Origin of the sequence: Candidatus Pelagibacter communis, assembly GCF_001180225.1 — a bacterium.
Classification (GTDB): Bacteria; Pseudomonadota; Alphaproteobacteria; order Pelagibacterales; family Pelagibacteraceae; genus Pelagibacter; species Pelagibacter ubique_D.
Map to the genome: position 1 here is coordinate 150727 of NZ_CVST01000034.1, position 22651 is coordinate 173377.

The window sequence follows — 22651 nt, forward strand, 5'->3', positions numbered from 1 at the left end:
AGTGACAAATTATGCTTAATTAAATTAAATATTTTAAGCAATCATCTGTTTATGATTTATCTTGGCGCTAAGAACAATACCAAACCCGATCATAGTTGCTAACATAGAGGAACCTCCATAGGACATTATCGGTAATGGAGAACCGACAATTGGCAATAAACCCAAGACCATCGAAAGATTTACAACAATATAAATGAATATTGCAAAAGCAAATCCAAAACAGAATAACCTTGAAAAATTGCTTCTTGAGATAGCACCTATTCTCAAGATTCTGATAATAATAATTGAATACAAAACCAACAATCCTACCGATCCTATAAATCCAAACTCTTCAGAAAATAAAGTGAATATAAAATCAGTATGTTTTTCAGGTAAAAAATCCAAATAACTTTGTGTGCCTTTTAAAAAACCTTTGCCCTCTAAGCCACCAGAACCTATTGCTATTTTTGACTGAATTATTTGATAACCAGCGCCCAATGGATCTCTATCAGGGTCTAAAAAAGTCAATATTCTCAATTTTTGATAAGGCTTTAAGAAAGAAATTACAAAAGGTAGTGATATTAAAAAAACTATAAAAGAATAAATAAAATATTTTATCTTAACGCCTCCTAGCCATAAAACAATTAATCCACTTGATGCAATAAGAATTGAAGTTCCTAAATCTGGTTGTGAAAGCACCATAATAATTGGTATTAAAATAATAGTTATAACTGTCATGATACTTGTAACTGAGTTTACATTTTCAATTTTAACCCTGTGATAATATTTTGCTAAGCAAAGTATAATTGCTATTTTCATTAACTCAGATGGCTGTAAATTAAATAAATATAAATCCATCCATCTTCTAGAGCCTGATGATTTTATTCCAAAAAAAGAAACATAAATTAGTAAAAGAATTACAGCTATATAAAACAAGTATGAAAAGTTGTGCCACCATCTAATATTAAAAAACGCAATTAAAATCATTAAAGGGAAAAAGACTACTATTTTACTAAAATGACTTTTTGTATGAAATAGAATTTCTCCTCCATCTGTTGAATACATCACAAATAAACTTAATATTGAAAGTAAAAATATACTTATCAGTAAAATATAATCTAACTCTTTAACCTTTTGCCAGAAAGTAAGTTCGTTATTTAATCTATCGTGTTGAAACATCAAATTTCTATTTCCTCAAAATTTTTTTGTTTATTTCTTAAATCGTTTCTATCAATTATTAATTTGAATAATTCCTTTGCAATTGGTGCTGCAGTTTTACTTCCTGAGCCACCATGCTCAACTATAATACTTAATGCGTATCTTGGATTAATATACGGACCATAAGCAACAAATAATGCGTGATCTCGGTCTTTATAAGGAATTTGCTCAATTTTAAGATCAAGTTCTCTTTCTCGCATGCTAATTCTCTTAACCTGCGCAGTTCCAGTTTTGCCAGCAAATTGATATTTTGGATCGTCTATTCTAGATTTGTATGATGTACCGTATAATTCATTAGTTGAACTAAACATAGCCTCTTGAACAATTTTTATATTTTTGGGATTCTCAAATAATTTTTTTTCTTCAGAAAATAAAGACTCTTCTTCAAATTTATTTTTAGCTTCTTCGAAAGAAACAGCATTATTATCAACTATTATTCTTGGTTTTATAGAGTAGCCTCCATTAGCAATCTGAGCTGTCATGAGACATAATTGAAGTGGAGTTGTTTGCGTGTAACCTTGGCCTATTCCAGTTATTAATGTTTCACCAAGAACCCAACCTTTTCCAAGATTATTTTTTTTCCATTTAGTGTTTGGAAATAAACCTGATTTTTCAAAATCAAAATAATCTCCTAATACCTTTTTACCTAAACCAAATTTTTCAGCTGTAACATTTAGTCGATCTACTCCTAGTAATCTTGCAACTTCATAAAAATAGGTATCACATGATTGTTTCATTGCATTTTTTAAACTTACAAATCCATGACCTTTTTCTTTCCAACAGTGAAAAGTCTGTCCATAGAGCTCCATCTTACCAGTGCATTTAACTTTAAAACTTGGGCTAACAATTTTATTTTCTAAAGCAGATAAAGCTACAATTGGTTTTATTGTAGATCCTGGAGAATAAAGTCCTGCAAGTGTCTTATTTACTAGTGGTTTTAATGGATTATTTCTAATTAATGCCCAATCATCATTGCTTATACCAAATAAAAATTTGTTTGGGTCATAAGAAGGAGAAGAATACATTGCTATGATATCACCCGTATAAATATCCATTACACTTATTGATCCTGCTCTGTCATTTAAAAGTTTTCCACAAGCTTTCTGAACCTCGGTATCAACAGTTAATCTTACTCTTAAACCTTGTTTTCCTTTTTGATGCTCAAGTTGATTAATTCTTTTCCCATAAGCGTTTACTTCATACCTTTGGATAGCATTTGTACCAATCAAGTAATTTTCTAAAGTTTTTTCTAGACCTAATTTTCCAATTTTCATACCTGGAACAAATCTTTCTTGAACAGTTTCATTGGCTAAAATTTCTTCCTCATTAGGTTGACTGACATATCCTAGAATATGAGTATAAGTTTCGCTAAAAGGGTAATTTCTTGAAATAGTCATAACTGGTTTAACACCAACTAAGTCATATAAATAATTATTTATTTTTAAAAAATCGCTCCAAGATAAGTTTTCAGAAACAATAATACTTTCCCAAGGTTTAAATTTATTTTTTGATTTTACAATTTTTTCTATTTTTTTATCGCTCAGGTTAAGTAGAGTTTTTAATCGAGTTAACAAATAATTGAAGTTTTCAACTTGTTCAGGAATTATATGAAGTTGATATACTTTTAAATTTCCGGCTATAACATTGCCAAAATAATCAACTATATCACCTCTTATTGGTGGCAACTTCCACTCTCTAATTCTATTTTTATCTGAAAGAGTAAGATATTTTTTATTTTCGTTAACTTGCAGAGAAAAAAGTCTAGCTATAATTCCTGTAAAAATTATTACTTTTGCAGCACCAATAATAAACATCCGTCTATTAATTACGTCTGTTTTTCTAATACCTGAATTACCGCTAATCATTCTGTTTAAGTGAAATTTTGCTATTTAAAATGTTAAATAAAATAAAAAATAATGGGTAAAATAAAAAAGTAAAACCAGAATTTATTAAGTAACTCATATAATCTACCTGATATAAAAATACTAAGTCTAAGATTATCACTTGAATTGAATTGATAAGCAAAACTGCAATGATAAATGAAAGCCAATCATTTATAAATTTTGGACTTAGTGTAATTTGTCTTATATATGAGGTAATGGCACAGATTAGTAAGTAACAAAAACTACTTATTCCAATTGGAATACCAATTACTACATCGTTAATAATTCCTGCTAAGAAAATTGAGAAATATCCCAGGTAATCTGGATTTCTTAAAGTCCAAAAAAAGATTAAAATGAAAATGAAGTTGAATGAAAAATAATCTAACTTTAAATAATTAAAGTCAAATTCATTAAACACTGAAAAGAACAAAATAATAATCGGCAAATAAGAGGGGAATGATCTAAAAAATGTACTTTTATTCAATGAAGCCATTATTGACCCTCCCCTATTTTAAATTCTACAATCTTTACAAAACTTAATTGTCCAAAATCAGAAAAAAAACTTAGTTGCTCTGAACTATTTGTTATTTTACCAACTGGAATACCTGGTTTAAAAATACCAGCAAGACCAGAGGTGTATACAACAGCCTCATTTTCAATCTGATTTTCTTTGTACTCATCTTTGGTATATTCAATTATTCCATGATCCTTACCAGTTCCAGAGGCTACAGCTTGTAGAAATGGGGGCTGAATTACCACTGGTATTTTGCTATTTAAATCTGACAGAAGTAGAGCCCTTGAATTTGAATAATTTACCTCAATAATCTGACCGACTAAATAATTTCGATCCATTACTGCCATTCCCATCTTTACATTATCTTTAGTTCCTCTATTCAAGACTATTGATTTTAAATATGGACTTTCTCTATCAATTAAAACTCTTGCAAATATATCTTCTGAATTTATTCTTTCATCAATCAACTCTCTAAGTCTTTTATTTTCAGCAGTTAAAATAGTATTTAATACTTTAATCTCATCTGCATTCTCTATTTTAATTAATTGGTTTTGATGATTTTTATAAAAATCAAGGTGTGATTTAAATTTAGCTATTGCCTCTTTAATTTTATTTTCTGGTACTGATACAACATAAGAAGATCTATATATTACTTCGTTAATTCCTAACTTAACAAGTTGAATTGGTTTAAAATTAAAATTACTTAAAATTATTATAACAACAGATAAAATAATTAAGCTTATAAGCGAAAACTTTTGTTGATCTTTCTTTTTTAAAAAAACTGATCTTAAGGCAATTACAAAGTCGTCTCTGCCTTTTACCATCTTTTAATATTCAGATAACATAGTAGAAAAAGTTTCTTCTTGATCCAAAGCTTTACCAGTTCCAACCGCAACGCAAGACAATGGATCATCAGCAACATGTACTGGTAAACCTGTTTCCTTTGAGAATCTTTTATCAATATTTTTTAATAAAGCTCCACCACCTGTTAAAGTAAGACCCATATCTACTAGATCAGCAGATAATTCAGGAGGAGTATTTTCTAAAGCATCTTTGATTGCACCAACCATTTCTTTCAATATATCATTTAATGCTTCAGCAGTATCTTCCTCGGTAATATTTACTTCTTTAGGAGTGCCTGATCTTAAATCTCTACCTTTTACTGGGTAAGTGTTAGTTCCTGTTGGAACAGCTGTACCCATTTCCTTTTTAATTTTTTCAGCAGTAGTATCTCCGATAAGCAAATTATATTCTTTTCTCATATAATTAACTATTGCTGTATCCATTGCATCACCTGCAACTCTCAAAGATTTAGAATAAACCAATCCACCTAGGGACATGACTGCTATCTCACTGGTACCACCACCTATGTCAACAATCATTGACCCTGTGGCTTCAGAAATTGGAAGTCCAGCTCCAATAGCTGCAGCAATTGGTTCTTCAATTAATTGAACTCTTCTTGCTCCCGCAGCTAATGCGCTATCTTGAATTGCTTTTCTTTCAACTGGTGTTGAACCAGTTGGAACACATATTAAAATTCTAGGATTAGCGAAAGTACTTCCTTTATGAACTTTTTTTATAAAGTGTTTGATCATCTCTTCTGTAACTATAAAGTCTGCTATAACACCATCTCTTAAAGGTCTGATAGCACTAATATTCCCAGGTGTTCTTCCAAGCATTGTTTTGGCTTCATCTCCAACAGCTAAAACATTTTTCTTTCCGCCTTGATCAACAATCGCAACAACAGAAGGTTCATTAAGAACAACACCTTTTCCTTTTAATACTACTAGTGTATTTGCTGTTCCAAGATCAATCGCCATATCTTGGCTCCATACCTTTTTAACGCTATCGAATAATCCCATTATATTCCCCTTACCTTTTGACTTTCTTGCTCCATTGGAGCTGTTTTATCTCGTTTAATTATCATTTTATTTAAAGCATTTATGTAAGCATTTGCAGAAGCAACTAAAGTATCGGTATCTGCTGCTTGACCTACAGTAGTTTTTCCATTTTCCTCAATTTTTACACTTACGGTTGCTTGAGCGTCGGTACCTTCGGTTACAGCATGTACTTGATAAAGCTGTAAATTTACATCATGAGGATAAAGAGTTTTTATACATTTAAATATTGCATCAACTGGTCCATCCCCAATTTCTGAAGCTTGTTTTACATCCCCGTATACATCTAGAGTCATCTCTGCTTTTTGAGGTTCTCCTGTACCGGCAAATACTTTTAATGATTTTAAATTAATTGCACTAACTTTATTATCAACAATTAAACTATCATCAACTAGTGCAATAATATCTTCGTCATAAACATGTTTTTTCTTATCCGCTAAAACCTTAAACTTTGCAAATGCATTTCCTACTACATCGTCTGTTAAATCTGGATAACCCAAACTATTTAATTTATCTTTAAAAGCATGACGTCCAGAATGTTTACCCATTACTAATGAGGTTTGTTTTACTCCAACACTCTCTGGGGTCATAATTTCATAAGTCTGTCTATTTTTTAACATTCCATCTTGATGAATACCTGCCTCATGTGCGAATGCATTTTTTCCAACAATTGCTTTATTATATTGGACTGGAAATCCAGTAGCATTTGAAACTATCTTTGATGCCTTGCTTAATAAAGTTGTGTTAATTCCAGTATCGTAAGGCATTAAGTCTGGTCTTGTCTTAATTGCCATTACAACTTCTTCTAATGCAGCATTACCTGCTCTCTCACCTAAACCATTTATAGTACATTCAATTTGTCTTGCTCCTGCTTGAACGCCAGCTAAAGAATTAGCTACCGCTAAACCTAAATCATTATGACAATGAGTAGATAAAATTGCTTTATCAATGTTAGGAACTTTATTTAAAAGCGTTTCAATGATTGTTTTGAACTCAGAAGGTATTGTATAACCAACAGTATCAGGAATATTAATTGTTGTTGCTCCATTTTTAATTGCAAGCTCAACTGTTTTACACATATAATCCATATCAGTTCTTGTCCCATCTTCACATGACCACTCAACATCATCAGTAAATTTTCTTGCATAAGAAACGTGTTTACCAATTGACTCATAAACATCTTCAGGTGACATATTTAATTTATGCTTCATATGTAATGGACTTGTAGAAATAAAAGTATGTATTCTAAATCTAGGAGCATGCTTTAGTGCTTCATAAGCTCTATCAATATCTTTTACTGAATGTCTAGATAATCCTGCTGGTATAGAATTTTTTAAAATCTTACTAACTTCAGAAACTGCCTCAAAATCTCCTGGTGATGCTATAGGAAAACCTGCTTCGATAATATCAATTCCCAGTTCATCAAACACTCGAGCAATCTGAATTTTTTCTTCCAAACTCATTGATGCGCCAGGTGATTGCTCACCATCACGCATAGTTGTATCAAATATAAAGACTCTATCTTTGTCGCTCATAATAAAAATTTTTGGAGAATCTATAATACAATCTATAAGAGAGATTGCAAAATAATTAGTATAAATAGCTAAATTTTTTCGTCCATTTTAGGTGATACAAAAATTAATTATAAATAGACTCAATTTTAGGCATCAAGTGCAAAAGTTCCTTTGTGTATTCATGAGAAGGGTTCAAAAATAAATCCTCAGTATTTGAAACTTCACATAACTTGCCATCTTTTAGAACTCCAATTCTATCACACATTTGTCTTACAACCGGTAAGTCATGGCTAATAAATAAAATAGTTAAATTTAATTGATCTTGAAGATCTTTTAATAAATTTAATATTTGTGCTTGAATACTAACGTCTAATGCAGATGTGGGTTCATCACAAACTAAGAGTCTTGGCTGAGTTGCTAAAGCTCTCGCGATCGAAATTCTTTGTCTTTGACCACCAGAAAATTCATGAGGATATCTATCTGCTGATTTTTGAGACATCTCGACAGAGTCTAATAAATCGTAGACATAATTATTTAGATCAGAATTAGATACCGAGGGATTGTGAAGCGTAATAGGCTCAGCAATAATATCTTTTACTTTCAATCTTCCATTTAGTGATGAATAGGGATCTTGAAAAATCATTTGTATTTGTTTTCTAAATTTCATTAGTTCAGACCTATTTTTTATCTTTGTAATACAAGTGTTATCAAAAAATATATCTCCTGATGAAGGTTTAAATAAATTTACAATCATTTTTGCAATAGTTGATTTTCCACTACCACTTTCACCTACCAATCCAAATGACTCACCTTCTTTTATTTCAAATGAAACATTATTTACAGCTAACACTGAATTTTTAGAATTTTCTGTAAAAAAATTGTCATCAAAACTTTTATTAAGATTTTTAACTTGAACTAAATCTTGGTTGGTAATTTCTTTTTTAGTCCATCTATTCAAAATTTTGATATTATTTTCTTTATTTTTTTTGTTTTTTTCTACTATTACAAATCTTGAAATTTTCTTGTTTGTAGGTGGAACCGAACTTACAAGACTTTTGGTATAACTTTGTTGGGGAGTTGTTAATATTTTTTTTGTTTCACCAATTTCGACTAAATTTCCACTTTTCATCACAGCTACACGATTGGCTGTTTCAGCAATAACACCCATATCATGAGTGATTAAAATCACAGCTAAGTTTCTTTCTTTTGTTAATTTTTTAATTAAATCTAAAATCTGTGATTGAATAGAAACATCTAGGGCAGTAGTAGGTTCATCGGCAATCAGTAATTCTGGTTCGCAACATAAGGCCAAAGAAATTACCACTCTTTGTCTCATTCCTCCTGAAAACTGATGAGGATAATCATTAAATCTTTTTTCAGCATCCTTAATTCCAACTTCTTTTAGTAAATTTATGGATTTATTTTTTGATTCCTCTTTGTTTAAATTTAGATGAGTTTGTATAGTTTCAATTAATTGTTCACCAACTGTTAATATTGGATTTAAAGATGTTTGTGGGTCTTGAAATATTAATCCAATTTTATTACCTCGATATTTAATTATACTCTCTGAGTTTTCATGAATATTTAAGTTTCCCAAAATTACTGAGCCACTTGAAACCTTTCCTGGCTCATCAATTAAATTAATAATAGCGTTTCCAACAGTGCTTTTTCCAGAACCAGACTCTCCAACCAATCCTAAAATTTCACCTTTATTTACTTCAATATTAACGTTTTTGGCTGCGTAAACAGTCTCTTTACGCATTTTATAATCAACACTTAAATTATTTATTTTTAAAAAACTCATTTTTTTAATTTTGGATTTAGAGTGTCTCTCATCCAATCTCCTAATAAGTTAATGGAAAAAGCTAAAATCACCAAAAAAATTGCTGGGAAAAATGTAATCCACCATTCTCCTGAAAATAAAAAATCATTTCCCAATCTTATTAATGTTCCCAAAGAAGGAGTTGTTGGAGGAACCCCAACACCCAAAAAGCTTAAAGTCGACTCTGCCAAGATTGCAAGAGCTAGACCAATTGTACCGATGACCAAAACTGGTCTCATAATATTTGGCAGAATATGTTTAAACATAATTACTATATTTGAAACACCGATTATCGTTGAGGCAGAAACATAGTCTTTATTTTTTTCTACCAAAGTTGCTGCTCTAGATACTCTTGCAAACTGTGGCCATTCGGAAATTCCAATAGCAAAAATCAAAACATAGATTGCCATTTCATCATGCATTTCTCTTGAAATTAATCCTCTTGCTATTCCATCAACCAATAGTGCCATTAATATACTTGGTACAGTCAGCTGAACATCTGTAAGTCTCATTACTACCATTTCATATTTGCCACCAAAATATCCAGCTGTTAATCCTAAACCAACGCCAAGAACTAAACTAAATATAATTGCAGCAAAACCAACGATAAGGGATATCCTGCACCCATATAAAATGGTTGATAACATATCTCTTCCTTGACCATCTGTTCCAAGAATAAATTTCGCTAAACCATCCTCTGTCCAAGACGGAGGTGTAAATGCATCCATCAAAGATAAAGATGATGGATCAAAAGGAGTGTAAGGTGTTAAAAATTCAATAAAAAAAGAACAGAAAAAAATAACAAATAGAATTACTGAAGATATGATTGCCGTAGGAGACTTTATGAAGCTATGATAGATATCGCTATCCTTAATTCTTTCCCATCTTGTTAAATTCAAATTATTATCCACTTGCTGTATCTCCTTTAACTCTAATCCTTGGATCAATAAAATAATACAGAATATCAACTATAAAATTTATCATTACAAAAACAAATGCAATAAAAACTAAATAAGCTGACATAATTGGTATATCTACAAACTGAACAGCTTGAATAAACAAGAAACCCATTCCAGGCCATTGAAAAACAGTTTCGGTAATAATTGAAAACGCGATTAAAGTTCCAATATTAATCCCAGCAATCGTTATTACAGGTATCAAGCCATTTTTTAGTGCATGTTTATATTTAATACTATCTTCACTAATTCCACGTGCTCGAGCAAATTTTATATAATCGGTTTGTAAGATTTCCATCATTTCAGCTCTTACTAGCCTGATGATATATGTCATTTGAAAAAGACTTAATGTAACTGATGGAAGAATTATCGCTTTAAGACCTGAAACTGTTAAAAAACCTGTTGTCCAAAATCCTATATCAACAACTTCTCCTCTACCAAACGAGGGAAGCACTCCTAGAATTACCGCAAATAAATAAATAAATAATATCCCAATTACAAATGTCGGAAGTGACACTCCGAGCAATGAAATTGCTAAAACTAAGTCACTTAAAAAACCTTTTCTATTTATACCCGTATAAACTCCTAAAAGAGTTCCTATCACTAAAGCTATCAAAGCAGAAATCACAACGAGCTCAATAGTAGCTGGCAATCTCTCAACAATCAGTTCAGACACCGGTCTTCTTAATTGATAAGAAATACCAAACTCTCCTTTAGACGCATTAATTACAAATCTTGAAAATTGAACATGAATTGGATCCATTAAACCCAATGTTTCTCTTAATTCAGCTCTCTCTTCATCTGAAGTTTCTTCTCCAACCATGTTATTTATTGGGTCTCCAACAAAATTAAATAAAGAGAAAGAAACAAAGGCAACAACTAGCATTACCAAGGCTGATTGAAATAATCTTTTAAAAAAATACTTTATCAATTTATGAGGATTTTAAATTTATAAGCCCCTTATAAATTTAAGGGGCTTATAATAATTTTTATTTAATTTACGCTAGCAGCTCTAAATAACGGTTCGTTATTAGGTCTGATAGGAACATTTACGTTACTTTTAGATGCCCAAGAAATTACTTGGTGGTGTAAAGGAAGATAAGCAATATCATCTTTTACAATTTTCCAAGCTTTAGCAATTGCAGCATTTCTTTTTTCTAAGTCAACTTCACCTTCCATAACTCTTATAGCTGCATCTACTTCAGCATTACTGAAATTAACTCTATTCCAACTAGCCCCTGTTTCATACAAGTAATGGAATACGTAATGACTGTCTAAAGTTGGAACTCCCCATCCAAGCATATAAAAATCACCCTGATTATCTTTAAGTTCTTTGAAATGCTTGCTTTTAGTTTGAGCAAATAAGTTAACTTTAACACCTACTTTACCTAGCATTCCAACAACTGCTGTGCAGATGGCTTCGTCATTTACATACCTGTCGTTAGGACATCTTAATTCAACTTCAAACCCATTAGGATATCCAGCTTCAGCTAATAATTTTTTAGAGGCTTCTGGATCATATGGTAATCTTTTGTCAAGTTCAGCTGTATAACCGTTTACTCCAGGGAAAGTTATTATTCCCGCAGGTTCACTTAGACCTCTCATTACTTTTTTCTTAATGGCTTCAATATCAATTGCTTGATAAAGCGCTTGTCTAACTTCTTTTTTCTTGAAAGGATTATCACCAGTGTTTCCAGTTCTTAATTTATCTGCTGCTTGATCCATTCCTAAAAAGATTGTTCTCATCTGCGGTGTACTTACAACTTGATGTCCTGAAGAAGAACCAATTCTTTTTAAATCTTGAACAGGTGCATCAGTCACTAAATCAATCTCACCAGATAGTAAGGCAGCTACTCTTGTTGCAGCATTTTTAATTGGAAGTAACTCAATTTGCTTTATGCCATCATCTTCCATATCACCCCACCAATGCTTATTTCTTTTAAACACTGTTTTTGTGTTCGGTTCTCTCAAAGTAATTTTAAATGGACCCGTTCCCAAAGCATTAGTTGCTGAAAAGGTTTCTTGTCCTGCATCCCAATTCTGAGGAGACATTGCAAAGTTTTTCTCAGACCAAGCTCTAGACATTATAAAAATGTTAGACAATTGATTTAAAAGTATAGGGTTTGGTTTACTTGTTGTAATTTTAACAGCATATTCCCCAACCGCTTTAACATCAGATATTGTGCTGATATATTCTTTGAAATCAGATGTTCTTTGTTTAGCTCTTAATATACTAAATACAACATCAGCTGATGTCATTTTAGAACCATCAGAAAATTTTACATCTTCTCTTAAATTAAAGATCCAAGTATTAGGATCTGTAGTTGTCCATTTTCTTGCTAACGCTGGTTCAATTTTCATATCTACTGCTCTTTGAACAAGAGCTTCATAAACTTGTCTAGATACTTGAGTAGTTGGACCTTCGTTTTGTGCGTGTGGATCTAGTGTAAGACTGTCTCCTTGCATTGACCATTTGATGGTTTTTGCCCATGCTGAAGAAAATCCAAATACTAGAACTAATGATAGTAATATTCTTACTAAATTTTTAGCCTTCATAATTAACCTCTTTTTTAAATTTATAAAAAAAATTATAAGTGAAAAAAAAAGATTATTACAGATATAAAATTCTATTAATAATTAACTTTTATCGCTATCAACTAATTTTTTCTTACTTATCCAAGGCATCATGGCTCTTAGCTCTGCGCCAACTTTTTCTACAGAATGTTCAGCCAATTTCGCTCTAGTTGCTAAAAAGTTTTTTTGACCAGTTTTACACTCATCCATCCACTCTTTGGTAAATTTACCTGATTGAATATCTGCCAAAACTTCTTTCATTCTTTTCTTTGTTTCTTCCTTATTGATAATTCTTGGACCAGATTGATACTCACCATATTCAGCAGTATTTGAAATTGAATAATTCATATTTGCAATTCCACCTTCATAGATCAAATCAACAATTAGTTTAACTTCATGAACTGTTTCGAAATATGCCATCTCTGGTTCATACCCAGCTTCAACTAAAGTTTCATATCCATTTTTAATTAGTTCAACCAAACCACCACATAAAACAGTTTGTTCACCAAATAAGTCTGTTTCAACTTCGTCTTTGAAAGTAGTTTCAATAATACCTGATCTTCCTCCACCTACTGCTGAAGCATAGGAAAGAGCTAAATCTCTTGCTTTACCAGATCCATCTTGATGAACAGCAAACAAACATGGAACTCCACCACCTTTTTCATATTCGCTTCTTACTAAATGACCAGGTCCTTTTGGAGCAACCATAAATACATCTAAATCTTTTCTTGCTTTAATTAAGTCATAGTGAACATTTAAACCATGAGCAAAAGCAATACTTGTTCCTTCTCTCACTCTTTGTTCAATATGATTTTTATAAATTTCAGCTTGTAATTCATCTGGAGTTAATATCATAACAACATCTGCCCAAGCAGCTGCATCAGATAAATTCATCACTTTTAAACCTTTTGATTCAGCTTTAGCAACACTTGATGAACCTTCTCTTAACGCAACAACAATTTCTTTAACTCCACTATCCTTTAGATTAAGTGCGTGAGCGTGACCTTGGCTCCCATAACCAAAAATCGCAATTTTTTTATTTTTAATTAAATCTACATCTGCATCTTTTTCATAAAACATTTTCATAATTTATCTCCTATTAATTAGTTAAAAATTTTTGCACCTCTTGTCATTGCAACAGCCCCTGTTCTTGAAGTGCTTATAAGTCCCAAGGGTTTTAATTTTTTGTTCATTTTATCAATCTCTCGTCTAAGTGCTGTTATTTGAATAACTGCAGATGATTTTGTTTCATCCAATACTACTGGGTTAAATTTTTTACAAGCATTTAAACATTTTTCAATTTTATTTTTTTTACCTACAATTTTAAATAAAGCCATCTCTTTAAAAATCACGTCTTTATCGTCTCTTTTAAATTCAGCAACTTTGTGTACAGGAACTAATTTGGTTAATTGCAGTCTAATCTGGTCAATTACTTGTGGTGTTCCAGTTGTTACAATTGTTATTCTGGATATGTTTTTGATAGCATCAATTTCTGCTACCGCCAAAGACTCAATATTATAACCTCTGCCAGAAAAAAGACCAACCACTCTTGCAAGAACACCCGCTTCATTATCTACCCAAACTACAAAAATATAAGTATCTGATTTTTGTTTTATAGATGGAGAGCTATAAGCTGACTTTGATTTTGGCATTTTGATTAAACTAAGGCTTTGCCTTTTCCTTTTATTTTATTCTCTTCTTGATCATTTGGTCCTAAGATCATTTGATTATGAGGTTTACCTGAAGGTATCATTGGAAAACAGTTTTCATTTGGATCCACATGACAATCAAAAATAACAGGACCATTATGGTCAACCATTTCTTGAATTTTTTCATCCAGCTCTAATGGATTATCAGCCTTAATTCCTTTACAGCCATAAGCATCAGCCATTTTCATAAAATCTGGTAATGCTTCTGAATAACTTTCAGAATAATTCTTTTCATGAAGCAGCTCTTGCCACTGTCTTACCATTCCCATGTACTGGTTGTTCAAAATAAATATTTTTATTGGCAAATTATATTGAACAGCCGTGGACATCTCTTGCATTGTCATTAAAACTGAGGCTTCTCCAGCAATATCAATAACTAATTTTTCTGGATGAGCTACTTGAACTCCAACAGCTGCTGGTAATCCATAACCCATAGTTCCTAATCCACCTGAAGTCATCCATCTATTGGGTTTGTTAAATTTATAATGTTGAGCAGCCCACATTTGATGCTGACCTACTTCTGTTGTTACATAAGTATCTTTATTTTTTGTTAACTCATAAAGTCTTTGAACAGCATGCTGAGGTTTTATGCTATCTTCACTGTTAATGAAATTTAAAGAGTCTTTACTTCTCCATTTTTGAATTTGTTCCCACCATTTTGCAATATTTGGTTTATTTGATTTACCATTACCATTTTTCTTTTTAACAATTGTTTTGTTTACTTTATCAATTACTTTCGTTACATCACCTACGATTGCAAGATCTACTTTAATAATTTTATTAATTGATGATGGATCAATATCAATATGAACTTTTTTTGAATTAGGAGAGAACTCATCAATTTTTCCAGTAATACGGTCATCAAATCTTGCACCAATATTAATTAATAAATCACAGTCATGCATTGCATTGTTTGCTTCATATGTTCCATGCATTCCTAACATTCCTAAAAATTGATTATCATCTCCTGGATAAGCACCTAAACCTTGCAAAGTTGAAGTAATTGGAAATCCAGTTAGTTCAACAAATTTTCTAAGAGCCTCACTTGCTTTTGGTCCTGAATTAATTACGCCTCCACCACTATAAATTATTGGCTTCTTTGTTTTACTAATTAAATTAATTAATTGGTCAATTTCATCAGTTGAAAACTTATTGTGAGATTTGCCATTTAAACTTTTTTCTTTTTTTGGTTTTTTATATTTTGCTTTTGCAAATTGAATATCTTTTGGAATATCAATTAATACTGGGCCAGGTCTTCCAGTTGTTGCAACTTTAAATGCTTCATGCATAACATCTGAAAGTTCATTAATATCTTTTACTAACCAGTTATGCTTTGTACATGGTCTTGTTATTCCTGTTGTATCACATTCTTGAAATGCATCAGTACCAATCAGGTGTGTTGGAACTTGACCCGAAATACAGACCATTGGGACTGAGTCCATGTATGCGTCAGTTAAAGCAGTAACTACATTGGTTGCACCTGGGCCTGATGTAACTAGAACAACACCAGGTTTTCCTGATGATCTCGCATAACCTTCTGCTGCATGACCTGCACCTTGCTCGTGTCTTACAAGAATATGTTTAATAGATGGATGGTTTTTTAACTCATCATATATTGGCAGTACAGCACCACCAGGATAACCAAAGATATGATTTACCTTTTGGTCTTCAAGACACTTAAATACGATTTCAGCTCCAGTTAATAATTTTGGCATTTCGCAATCTAGCTGAAGTTGTGCTAATTGGTCAAGGTTAAGTATGGAAAAATTAAATTTTTTTTAAAAAATTATTAATCTCAGATGGCTTGAGTTTAACCCAATCACTCATGTTTCCTCGAGCCCATGTGCTTTGTCTTTTAGCGTATTGTCTAGTTTTTATTGATATTTTTTCTTTGATTTCATCAATTTTTTTTTCTTTTGCTAAATATTCCTGAATTTCATTTATTCCAATTGCTTTGTATGCAGTCATATGCGCATTAATTTTTAGTTTTAGAAATCTTTTAACCTCATTAACAGCACCCATTTTAATCATTTTACCAGTTCTTTGATGAATTCTTTCAACCAACTCATCACGTGGATAATCAATATAAAATTTGACAAAATCCTCCTCTAAATAATTTGATTTAGTATTTTTAAACCATTCATGAAGAGACTTCTTTGTAAACTTTTTAACTTCAAAAGCTCTTATTGATCTTTGGGTATCTGTTGGATTAATTTTATTTTTTGATAGAGGATCTAGTTTTAATAATTGCTTATAAAATTTATTTTGGCCAATTTTTTTATTTAAATTTCGAATTCGATTTCTAAACCTTACTGGAATATTTGGAATTTGAACCAAACCATCAGTCAATGCTTTAAAATAAAGTCCAGTACCTCCAACAAGAATTGGAATTTTTTTTCTATTTTTAACTTCAATTATTTTTTTATTTGCAATTTTAAGCCAATCACCGGTTGAAAAACTTTTCTTTGCATCTTGGAAACCATATAGATGATGTTTTATTGATTGATAATTTTTTGGACTAGGTCTTGCAGACAAAATTTTAAGTTGCTTATAAACTTGCATACTATCAGCATTAATAATTTCCCCTTTAATTTTTTTTGCAAGTTTAATTGCAAAACTTGATTTTCCAGATGCAGTGGGTCCTGAAATTAAAATTATCTTGGATTTTAAATCCATTACTAATCTAATTTAACACCAATATATCTTCGTTGATTTTGATTGTTATAAATCGCAATTAAAATAGTTTTTTGATTTGAGTTTATTGCTTTTTGAGTGATATCTCTTAAATCATCTGCTGATTTTATTTTTTTCTTCTGAGCTTCAATAATAATACTATTAATCTCAATTGAGTTTACTAAAGGACTGTTGTTAGCCATATTAGTAATTACTAATCCTGTGGTTTGGTTTGGTAATTTACGGTTTTTTATATCCTCTTTAGTTAAAGGTCTTACTGATATTCTTAAATTCTCAATAATTTCATCTAAATTATTTTCATCTTTTTTTGGATTTTCACTTACTTTAAAATCATCAGAGGTTTCTAATCTTCCTAACAAAACCTTTTTAGTTATTTCTTTTTTATTTCTCCAAATTTTTACATCTACATTTTTTCCAACTTCTGTTCTTGCAACAATTGCTGGTAACTCTTTCATTTGCTTAATCTCAACTCCATTAAACTCCAAAATAATATCTCCAGCCTGAATTCCTGCTTTTTCAGAGGGACTATTTTCAGCAACGCTTGCAACTAAAGCACCTCTTGGTTTATCTAGATCTTCAACTTCAGCAATTTCTTTTGTTACATCTTGAATTCTTACACCTAACCAACCTCTTTTTGTTTCGCCAAACTCTATAAGTTGTTTGATTACTTGTTGAGCGCTGTTTGATGGAATTGAAAATCCTATACCAATAGAACCATTTCTTCCCAAGATGGCTGTATTAATTCCAATTACATTTCCTTCCATGTCAAATAAAGGTCCACCTGAATTTCCTGAATTTATTGATGCATCTGTTTGAATAAAATCTTCATATCTTGATAACCCAATAGATCTGTTCCTTGCTGAAATAATTCCAGCAGTTACTGTTCCTCCAAGACCAAATGGATTTCCAATTGCTAAAACCCAATCACCAATTCTTGCTTTATCTGAGTCTCCAAAGCCAACTGGTTTAAATTTATCTTCTGTATCTAATTGTAACACTGCTATATCCATTAAAGGATCAGCACCAAGCACTTTTGCTTTATATTCTTGGTCTCCGTTAACTCTAACTATAATATCATCAGCATCCTGAATCACGTGATTATTTGTAACTACTACCCCCTTCTCATCAATAATAAATCCAGAACCCAAAGCTGCTGATTTTCTCTCTTGAGGAGTTCCAAATTCTTTAAACATATCTTCAAATGGAGAGCCTGGAGGGAATTGAAATGGAAAAGAATTATTATTTGTAACTACAGTGGTTGATGTAGAAATATTTACTACAGAGGGCATCAATTTTTCTGCAAGATCTGCAAATGATTCTGGAACAGGCCTAGAGTTTGATTGTAATGAAAAACTTAGAGAAAATATAATTGTTAAAACAATAAATTTTAATTTTTTCATATTAACTTTTAATAAAATAAATAATCACAAAACCTATAACTGCAAAAATAAGTCCTCCTGATCTTAGTTGACTATCTTTAACAAGTTCAAGTTTTTTAAGCATACTTTTCATTTTTGCTGGAAATAAGGCATATAAAATTCCCTCTATAAATAAAAAAAGACCAAAAGCTATGACTAGCTCATTCATCTAAAAACTATTGTTTAATATCAGGATTTATATTTCCAAAAAATTTGAAAAATTCACTATCAGGAGACAAGATCATTGATGTTTCTCCTGCATTAAATGCCTTACCATAAGCTTGCATAGATCTATAAAAAGCAAAAAATTCAGGATCTTTTCCAAAAGCTTCAGCGAAAATTTTGTTTCTTTCTCCATCACCTTCTCCTTTCATAATTTCAGATTTTTTTTGAGCATCTGCTAGTATCACGGTTACTTCTTTGTCAGCAGTCGAAGTAATTGTTACTGCCATCTCAGCACCTTTTGCTCTAAATTCCTTTGCTTCTCTTTCCCTCTCAGTCTGCATTCTTCTATAAATTGCATCACTGTTTGCCGTAGGAAGATCAGCTCTTTTTATTCTTACATCTACAATATTTATTCCAAAATTTTGCGCTTCATTATTAACTCCATCTTTAATCAAAGACATTTGTTTTGATCTATCTTGTGATAGCAAAGTTTGTAATTCTTCTTGACCCAAAACATTTCTAATTCTTGAGTTTATAATCGTAGATAATCTTGATCTTGCAACCCTTTCGTCTCCAACAGAAATATAAAATTTCAAAGGATCAACTATTTGAAATCTCGCAAAAGCATCAACAATTAATCTTTTTTGGTCAGATGCAATTACTTCCTCGGGCGGGGTATCTAAATTTAAAATCCTTTTATCTAAATAAACAACGTTTTGAATAAATGGAATCTTAAAGTTTAAGCCAGGTTTCATTATAATTCTTTTTGGGTCACCAAATTGAAGAATTATCGCTTGATTAACTTCTTTGACTATAATTACTGATAGGAACGCTACAACACCAATTAAAATTAATATTCCAGCTACTATTTTTCCAGCTTTCATTTAATTTGTCTCTTTCTTTTTAAGCTCTGGCAATGGTAGATATGGCACCACACCTGAACCAGACTCTTTATCTATGATAATTTTATTTATATCTGCTAAAACCGTTTCCATTGTCTCTAAAAACATTCTTTCTTGAGTCACTTGTTTTGCTTTAGCATACTCATTGTAAATTGCTAAAAATCTACTAGCTTCACCTTCAGCTTTAGCAACAACTTCTTTTTTATAAGCTTCTGCAGCTTGTAAAATTTTCTGAGCTTCCCCTCTTGCTCTTGGGATCACATCGTTTGCATAAGCTTCGGCTTCGTTTTTAGATCTTTCCATATCTGCTCTTGCAGCTTGAACATCTCTAAATGCATCAATAACTTGATCTGGTGGGTCAGCTTTTTGTGTTTGAACTTGTGTAATTTGAATTCCACTCTCATAATCATCTAAAATGCTTTGAATAATTTCTTGAGTTTCAATCTCAATGCTTGATCTACCTTCTGTTAATATTGGTTGAATATCACTTTTAGCAATTACTTCTCTCATTGCTGTTTCTGCTGCTGCTTTAACAGTTCCTACAGGATCCTGAATTTTAAATAAAAAATTTCCAGCATCTTTGATAACCCAAAATACTGAAAAATCGATATTTACAATGTTTTCATCACCAGTAAGCATTAAACTTTCTTGAGGAACATCTGCAACTCCTCCACCTGTAGAAAAACCACTATCTCTTTCAGACCTAAATCCAATATCGATTCTATTTACTTTAGTTACTTTTGGAGTTTGAACAGTCTCAACTGGAAAAGGAATATGATAGTTCAATCCAGGTTGAGTAGTTTTAACAAATTTTCCAAATCTAAGAACAACTCCTTGTTCATCAGGTAATACTCTATAAAGCCCACTTGCAAGCCATACAAAGGCTAAGACCAATAAAATTAATCCAATAGACTTTCCACCTGAAGATTTTCCACCAGGTAAAAACTTTCTTATTTTATCTTGAAACTCTCTTATGATTTCATCTACGTTTGGTGGTGTTGGTCCTCTTCCTGAACCATTGCCTCCGCTACCACCTCCTGGAGGTGTTCCCCATGGGCTTCCGCCTCTGCCTCTGAAATCATCTGACATATGACAAAGTATATAGTGTCTTTATCGCAAAAAACAAGTAAGGATAGTTTTATGTCAGATAAAAAGACAGAACTAAGTGACGCAATGAAAAAGAAGGTTGAGCCTAGAGTTTTTACAAAAAATCCAATTTTAGGAACTAAGTTTACTATTGCAATCTCGAGTGCAAAAGGTGGTGTAGGTAAATCTACATTTGCAACGAATCTTGCATTGGCATTAAAAAAAGTTGAATGCAAAGTTGGATTGTTAGATGCTGATATTTATGGCCCTTCAATTCCAAAAATGTTTGATATTAATGAAAAGCCAAAAAGTGACGGTCAAAAATTAGATCCTATAACAAAATATGACATTCAATGTATGTCAATTGGATTTTTAGCAGATCAACAAACTCCGATGATTTGGCGTGGTCCAATGGTGACGAGTGCAATTAAAACTTTTACTCAGAAGGTTAATTGGAAAGATTTAGATTTTATAATTGTTGATATGCCTCCAGGAACTGGTGACACTCAATTAACTTTTTCACAAGAAATTAAAATGGATGGTGCAATAATTGTATCAACTCCACAAGAAGTTGCTCTTTTGGATGTAAAAAGAGGAATTAAAATGTTTGATAAACTTGGAGTTAAAATTTTAGGTTTAGTTGACAACATGAGTTTTTTTGTTGGGGATGACGGAAAGAAGTACAAGATATTTGGAGAAGGTGGAGTAAAAAAAACAGCAGAAGAATTTCAAAAAGATTTTTTAGGAGAAATACCAATTAATCCTGAAGTTGGAAATTCTGGTGATCAAGGAAAACCAATAGTCGAGTCAGACCCAGACCATCAAATTTCAAAAATATATCTAGATTTTGCTGAAAAGATTAAATCAATTTATCTTTAAGATCAAAAGCAGCCATTAATTCATTCCATTCTCTTTTAGATAGACCTGAACTCTCAATATCTACATCTTCACCTTTAATGAGATTTTGAATTATTACTTTTCCTTTAGCAGAAACCTCTGTTCCTCCTACTCTGTAATCCATAAATGCATCATAAGTTATCGGTACCCATTTTTTAACTGTATCTAACATTATATCTGCATACACTCTTATTTCATACTGAGCGTGACTGTCAGCTCTCAACCTTAAAAAATTCATTAAATTTAATAAATCAGTTTTCCAATACCACTGGGTATAAGTATTTAATGTTAGGTTCATTCTAGCAAGTTCTCTTGCTAATCCTTTTTTATTCTCGTCAATTGTTGAACCATCATATCTTTCATTAAGCATTGTTTCATAATTGTCATAAGTTCTCTCTGCATCACTTTTCAAAAGTTCTAAAACTTCTTCTGCTTGTTTTCCTTCAAGGACATCTCCTCTTCCTTGTCTATTGCTAGTAGATTGCGCTGCTAAATTTTCTTTAGTTGGTAAATAAAATTCTTTATCTAAAATTGAATATCTTGCGGAGTATTCATTTACGTTGGCAGTTCTATGTCTGATCCATTGCCTTGCAATAAATATTGGAAGTTTAATATGATATTTTATTTCACACATTTCAAATGGCGTACTGTGCCAATGTCTCATCAAGTATTTTATTAAACCTTTATCTGTTGAAACTTGCTTTGTCCCTTTTCCATAAGATACTCTTGCTGACTGAACTATAGACGTGTCATCACCCATATAATCAACTACTCTTACAAATCCATGATCTAATGCTGGCAGCGCTTCATAGAGTATTTTTTCAAGCTCTGGAGCGGTCACTCTTTTAGTTTGATTGCTTTGGGATTGCTGGTTTTTTATTTCTTCTGATTGTTCTTTTGTTAATTTCATGATTGTTATTGAATCTGTTGTAATTACTTTTATATTATTAATGTTGGATTTCCAACTACGACGATAAACGAATTTCGTAATAACCATTGCGGACGTGGGGGCAGTACCCACCACCTCCACCATTACAACTTACGGGGGTGAACTAGAATCGACGGGTGACTAAAGGCTATTCTTTCGTTCGGGATTGTTCCACCGTAACGGGCTAATTTATAATTGCTAACGAAAGTTACGCACTTGCTGCATAATTAACTTAGTTAATTAAGCACGGGGTCCGGGGCACCTGGCAACAGAACGCCCCCTACTTTATATTGATGATAAATTAATTTTTTTTGAGTATTTTTTTTTAGGTGAATTTTTTATGACTGCTTGTCCGCAACGCATAACACCTCTCTTTTTATCAAATGTCATTTTTGGCTCTCCATATAAAGTCCAACCATTTGACAATGCTTCAGTAACACGGTGACAAAATTTTGATGTATCATCGTCTGTAATAAATCTATATCCCTTCATAA

21 protein-coding genes and 1 other RNA gene are annotated in these 22651 nt (G+C 31.8%); 2 read left to right on the forward strand and 20 right to left on the reverse strand.

Translation table 11 applies throughout. The annotated features are described in order from the left end of the window. Window positions 1–33: 33 nt before the first annotated feature. The 18 genes from rodA to hflK all read right to left on the reverse strand — a co-directional run bounded on the left by rodA (window position 34) and on the right by hflK (window position 20335). Window positions 34–1158, reverse strand: coding sequence for a rod shape-determining protein RodA (gene rodA / locus AMN99_RS02465; RefSeq protein ID WP_075506255.1), 1125 nt, complete (start codon window positions 1156–1158; stop codon window positions 34–36). Beyond that, a complete protein-coding gene (gene mrdA, locus AMN99_RS02470; protein ID WP_075506256.1) occupies window positions 1158–3062 on the reverse strand; it encodes a penicillin-binding protein 2 in 1905 nt (634 codons plus the stop codon). The genes rodA and mrdA overlap by 1 nt, the downstream gene beginning before the upstream one ends. Then, window positions 3055–3573, reverse strand: a complete 519-nt coding sequence (gene mreD, locus AMN99_RS02475) for a rod shape-determining protein MreD (protein ID WP_075506257.1) — start codon at window positions 3571–3573, stop codon at window positions 3055–3057. The genes mrdA and mreD overlap by 8 nt, the downstream gene beginning before the upstream one ends. Then, window positions 3573–4418 carry a rod shape-determining protein MreC gene (mreC, locus tag AMN99_RS02480; protein WP_075506258.1) on the reverse strand — a complete coding sequence of 282 codons (846 nt, stop codon included), beginning with the start codon at window positions 4416–4418 and terminating at the stop codon, window positions 3573–3575. Before mreC ends, mreD begins: the two co-directional genes overlap by 1 nt. A gap of 3 nt (window positions 4419–4421) precedes the next feature. Next, window positions 4422–5456: a rod shape-determining protein gene (locus AMN99_RS02485; RefSeq protein ID WP_075506259.1), complete on the reverse strand. Its 1035-nt coding sequence runs from the start codon at window positions 5454–5456 to the stop codon at window positions 4422–4424. Then, window positions 5456–7027, reverse strand: coding sequence for a 2-isopropylmalate synthase (locus AMN99_RS02490; protein WP_075506260.1), 1572 nt, complete (start codon window positions 7025–7027; stop codon window positions 5456–5458). Before AMN99_RS02490 ends, AMN99_RS02485 begins: the two co-directional genes overlap by 1 nt. Window positions 7028–7130: 103 nt before the next feature. Continuing rightward, window positions 7131–8810, reverse strand: coding sequence for a dipeptide ABC transporter ATP-binding protein (locus AMN99_RS02495; RefSeq protein WP_082255140.1), 1680 nt, complete (start codon window positions 8808–8810; stop codon window positions 7131–7133). Beyond that, window positions 8807–9739 carry an ABC transporter permease gene (locus AMN99_RS02500; protein ID WP_082255138.1) on the reverse strand — a complete coding sequence of 311 codons (933 nt, stop codon included), beginning with the start codon at window positions 9737–9739 and terminating at the stop codon, window positions 8807–8809. Before AMN99_RS02500 ends, AMN99_RS02495 begins: the two co-directional genes overlap by 4 nt. Next, on the reverse strand, window positions 9732–10715 hold the full coding sequence (locus AMN99_RS02505) for an ABC transporter permease (protein ID WP_256998098.1): 984 nt from the start codon (window positions 10713–10715) through the stop codon (window positions 9732–9734). Before AMN99_RS02505 ends, AMN99_RS02500 begins: the two co-directional genes overlap by 8 nt. 62 nt (window positions 10716–10777) lie before the next feature. Next, entirely contained in the window at window positions 10778–12340 is a 1563-nt protein-coding gene (locus AMN99_RS02510; RefSeq protein ID WP_075506262.1) for an ABC transporter substrate-binding protein, read from the reverse strand. Window positions 12341–12421: 81 nt separating this feature from the next. Further along, a complete protein-coding gene (gene ilvC, locus AMN99_RS02515; RefSeq protein WP_075506263.1) occupies window positions 12422–13444 on the reverse strand; it encodes a ketol-acid reductoisomerase in 1023 nt (340 codons plus the stop codon). A 17-nt stretch (window positions 13445–13461) separates the two neighbouring features. After that, on the reverse strand, window positions 13462–14010 hold the full coding sequence (gene ilvN / locus AMN99_RS02520; RefSeq protein ID WP_075506264.1) for an acetolactate synthase small subunit: 549 nt from the start codon (window positions 14008–14010) through the stop codon (window positions 13462–13464). Window positions 14011–14015: 5 nt separating this feature from the next. Next, window positions 14016–15782: an acetolactate synthase 3 large subunit gene (locus AMN99_RS02525; protein ID WP_075506265.1), complete on the reverse strand. Its 1767-nt coding sequence runs from the start codon at window positions 15780–15782 to the stop codon at window positions 14016–14018. A gap of 52 nt (window positions 15783–15834) precedes the next feature. Further along, window positions 15835–16743: a tRNA (adenosine(37)-N6)-dimethylallyltransferase MiaA gene (gene miaA / locus AMN99_RS02530; protein ID WP_075506266.1), complete on the reverse strand. Its 909-nt coding sequence runs from the start codon at window positions 16741–16743 to the stop codon at window positions 15835–15837. A gap of 2 nt (window positions 16744–16745) precedes the next feature. Next, window positions 16746–18161, reverse strand: coding sequence for a Do family serine endopeptidase (locus AMN99_RS02535; RefSeq protein ID WP_075506267.1), 1416 nt, complete (start codon window positions 18159–18161; stop codon window positions 16746–16748). Between the two features lies 1 nt (window position 18162). Next, window positions 18163–18348 (reverse strand): DUF2065 domain-containing protein, encoded by a 186-nt coding sequence (locus AMN99_RS02540; protein WP_075506268.1) that lies wholly within the window; start codon window positions 18346–18348, stop codon window positions 18163–18165. A 7-nt stretch (window positions 18349–18355) separates the two neighbouring features. After that, complete coding sequence (gene hflC / locus AMN99_RS02545; RefSeq protein WP_075506269.1) at window positions 18356–19228, reverse strand: protease modulator HflC; 873 nt, start codon at window positions 19226–19228, stop codon at window positions 18356–18358. Continuing rightward, window positions 19229–20335, reverse strand: coding sequence for an FtsH protease activity modulator HflK (hflK, locus tag AMN99_RS02550; RefSeq protein ID WP_075506270.1), 1107 nt, complete (start codon window positions 20333–20335; stop codon window positions 19229–19231). 51 nt (window positions 20336–20386) lie between these two features. Between hflK and AMN99_RS02555 the strand changes: the two genes are divergently transcribed. Further along, window positions 20387–21211 (forward strand): Mrp/NBP35 family ATP-binding protein, encoded by an 825-nt coding sequence (locus AMN99_RS02555; protein WP_075506302.1) that lies wholly within the window; start codon window positions 20387–20389, stop codon window positions 21209–21211. Here AMN99_RS02555 and thyX read toward each other — a convergent pair. After that, on the reverse strand, window positions 21192–22139 hold the full coding sequence (thyX, locus tag AMN99_RS02560; protein ID WP_075506271.1) for an FAD-dependent thymidylate synthase: 948 nt from the start codon (window positions 22137–22139) through the stop codon (window positions 21192–21194). The genes AMN99_RS02555 and thyX overlap by 20 nt on opposite strands. Before the next feature lie 4 nt (window positions 22140–22143). Here thyX and ssrA point away from each other — a divergent pair. Continuing rightward, window positions 22144–22442: a transfer-messenger RNA gene (gene ssrA, locus AMN99_RS02565) on the forward strand. On the opposite strand, the gene AMN99_RS02570 is transcribed toward ssrA, so the two are convergent. Further along, on the reverse strand, window positions 22443–22649 hold the full coding sequence (locus AMN99_RS02570; protein WP_075506272.1) for a DUF1737 domain-containing protein: 207 nt from the start codon (window positions 22647–22649) through the stop codon (window positions 22443–22445). Window positions 22650–22651 lie beyond the last annotated feature (2 nt).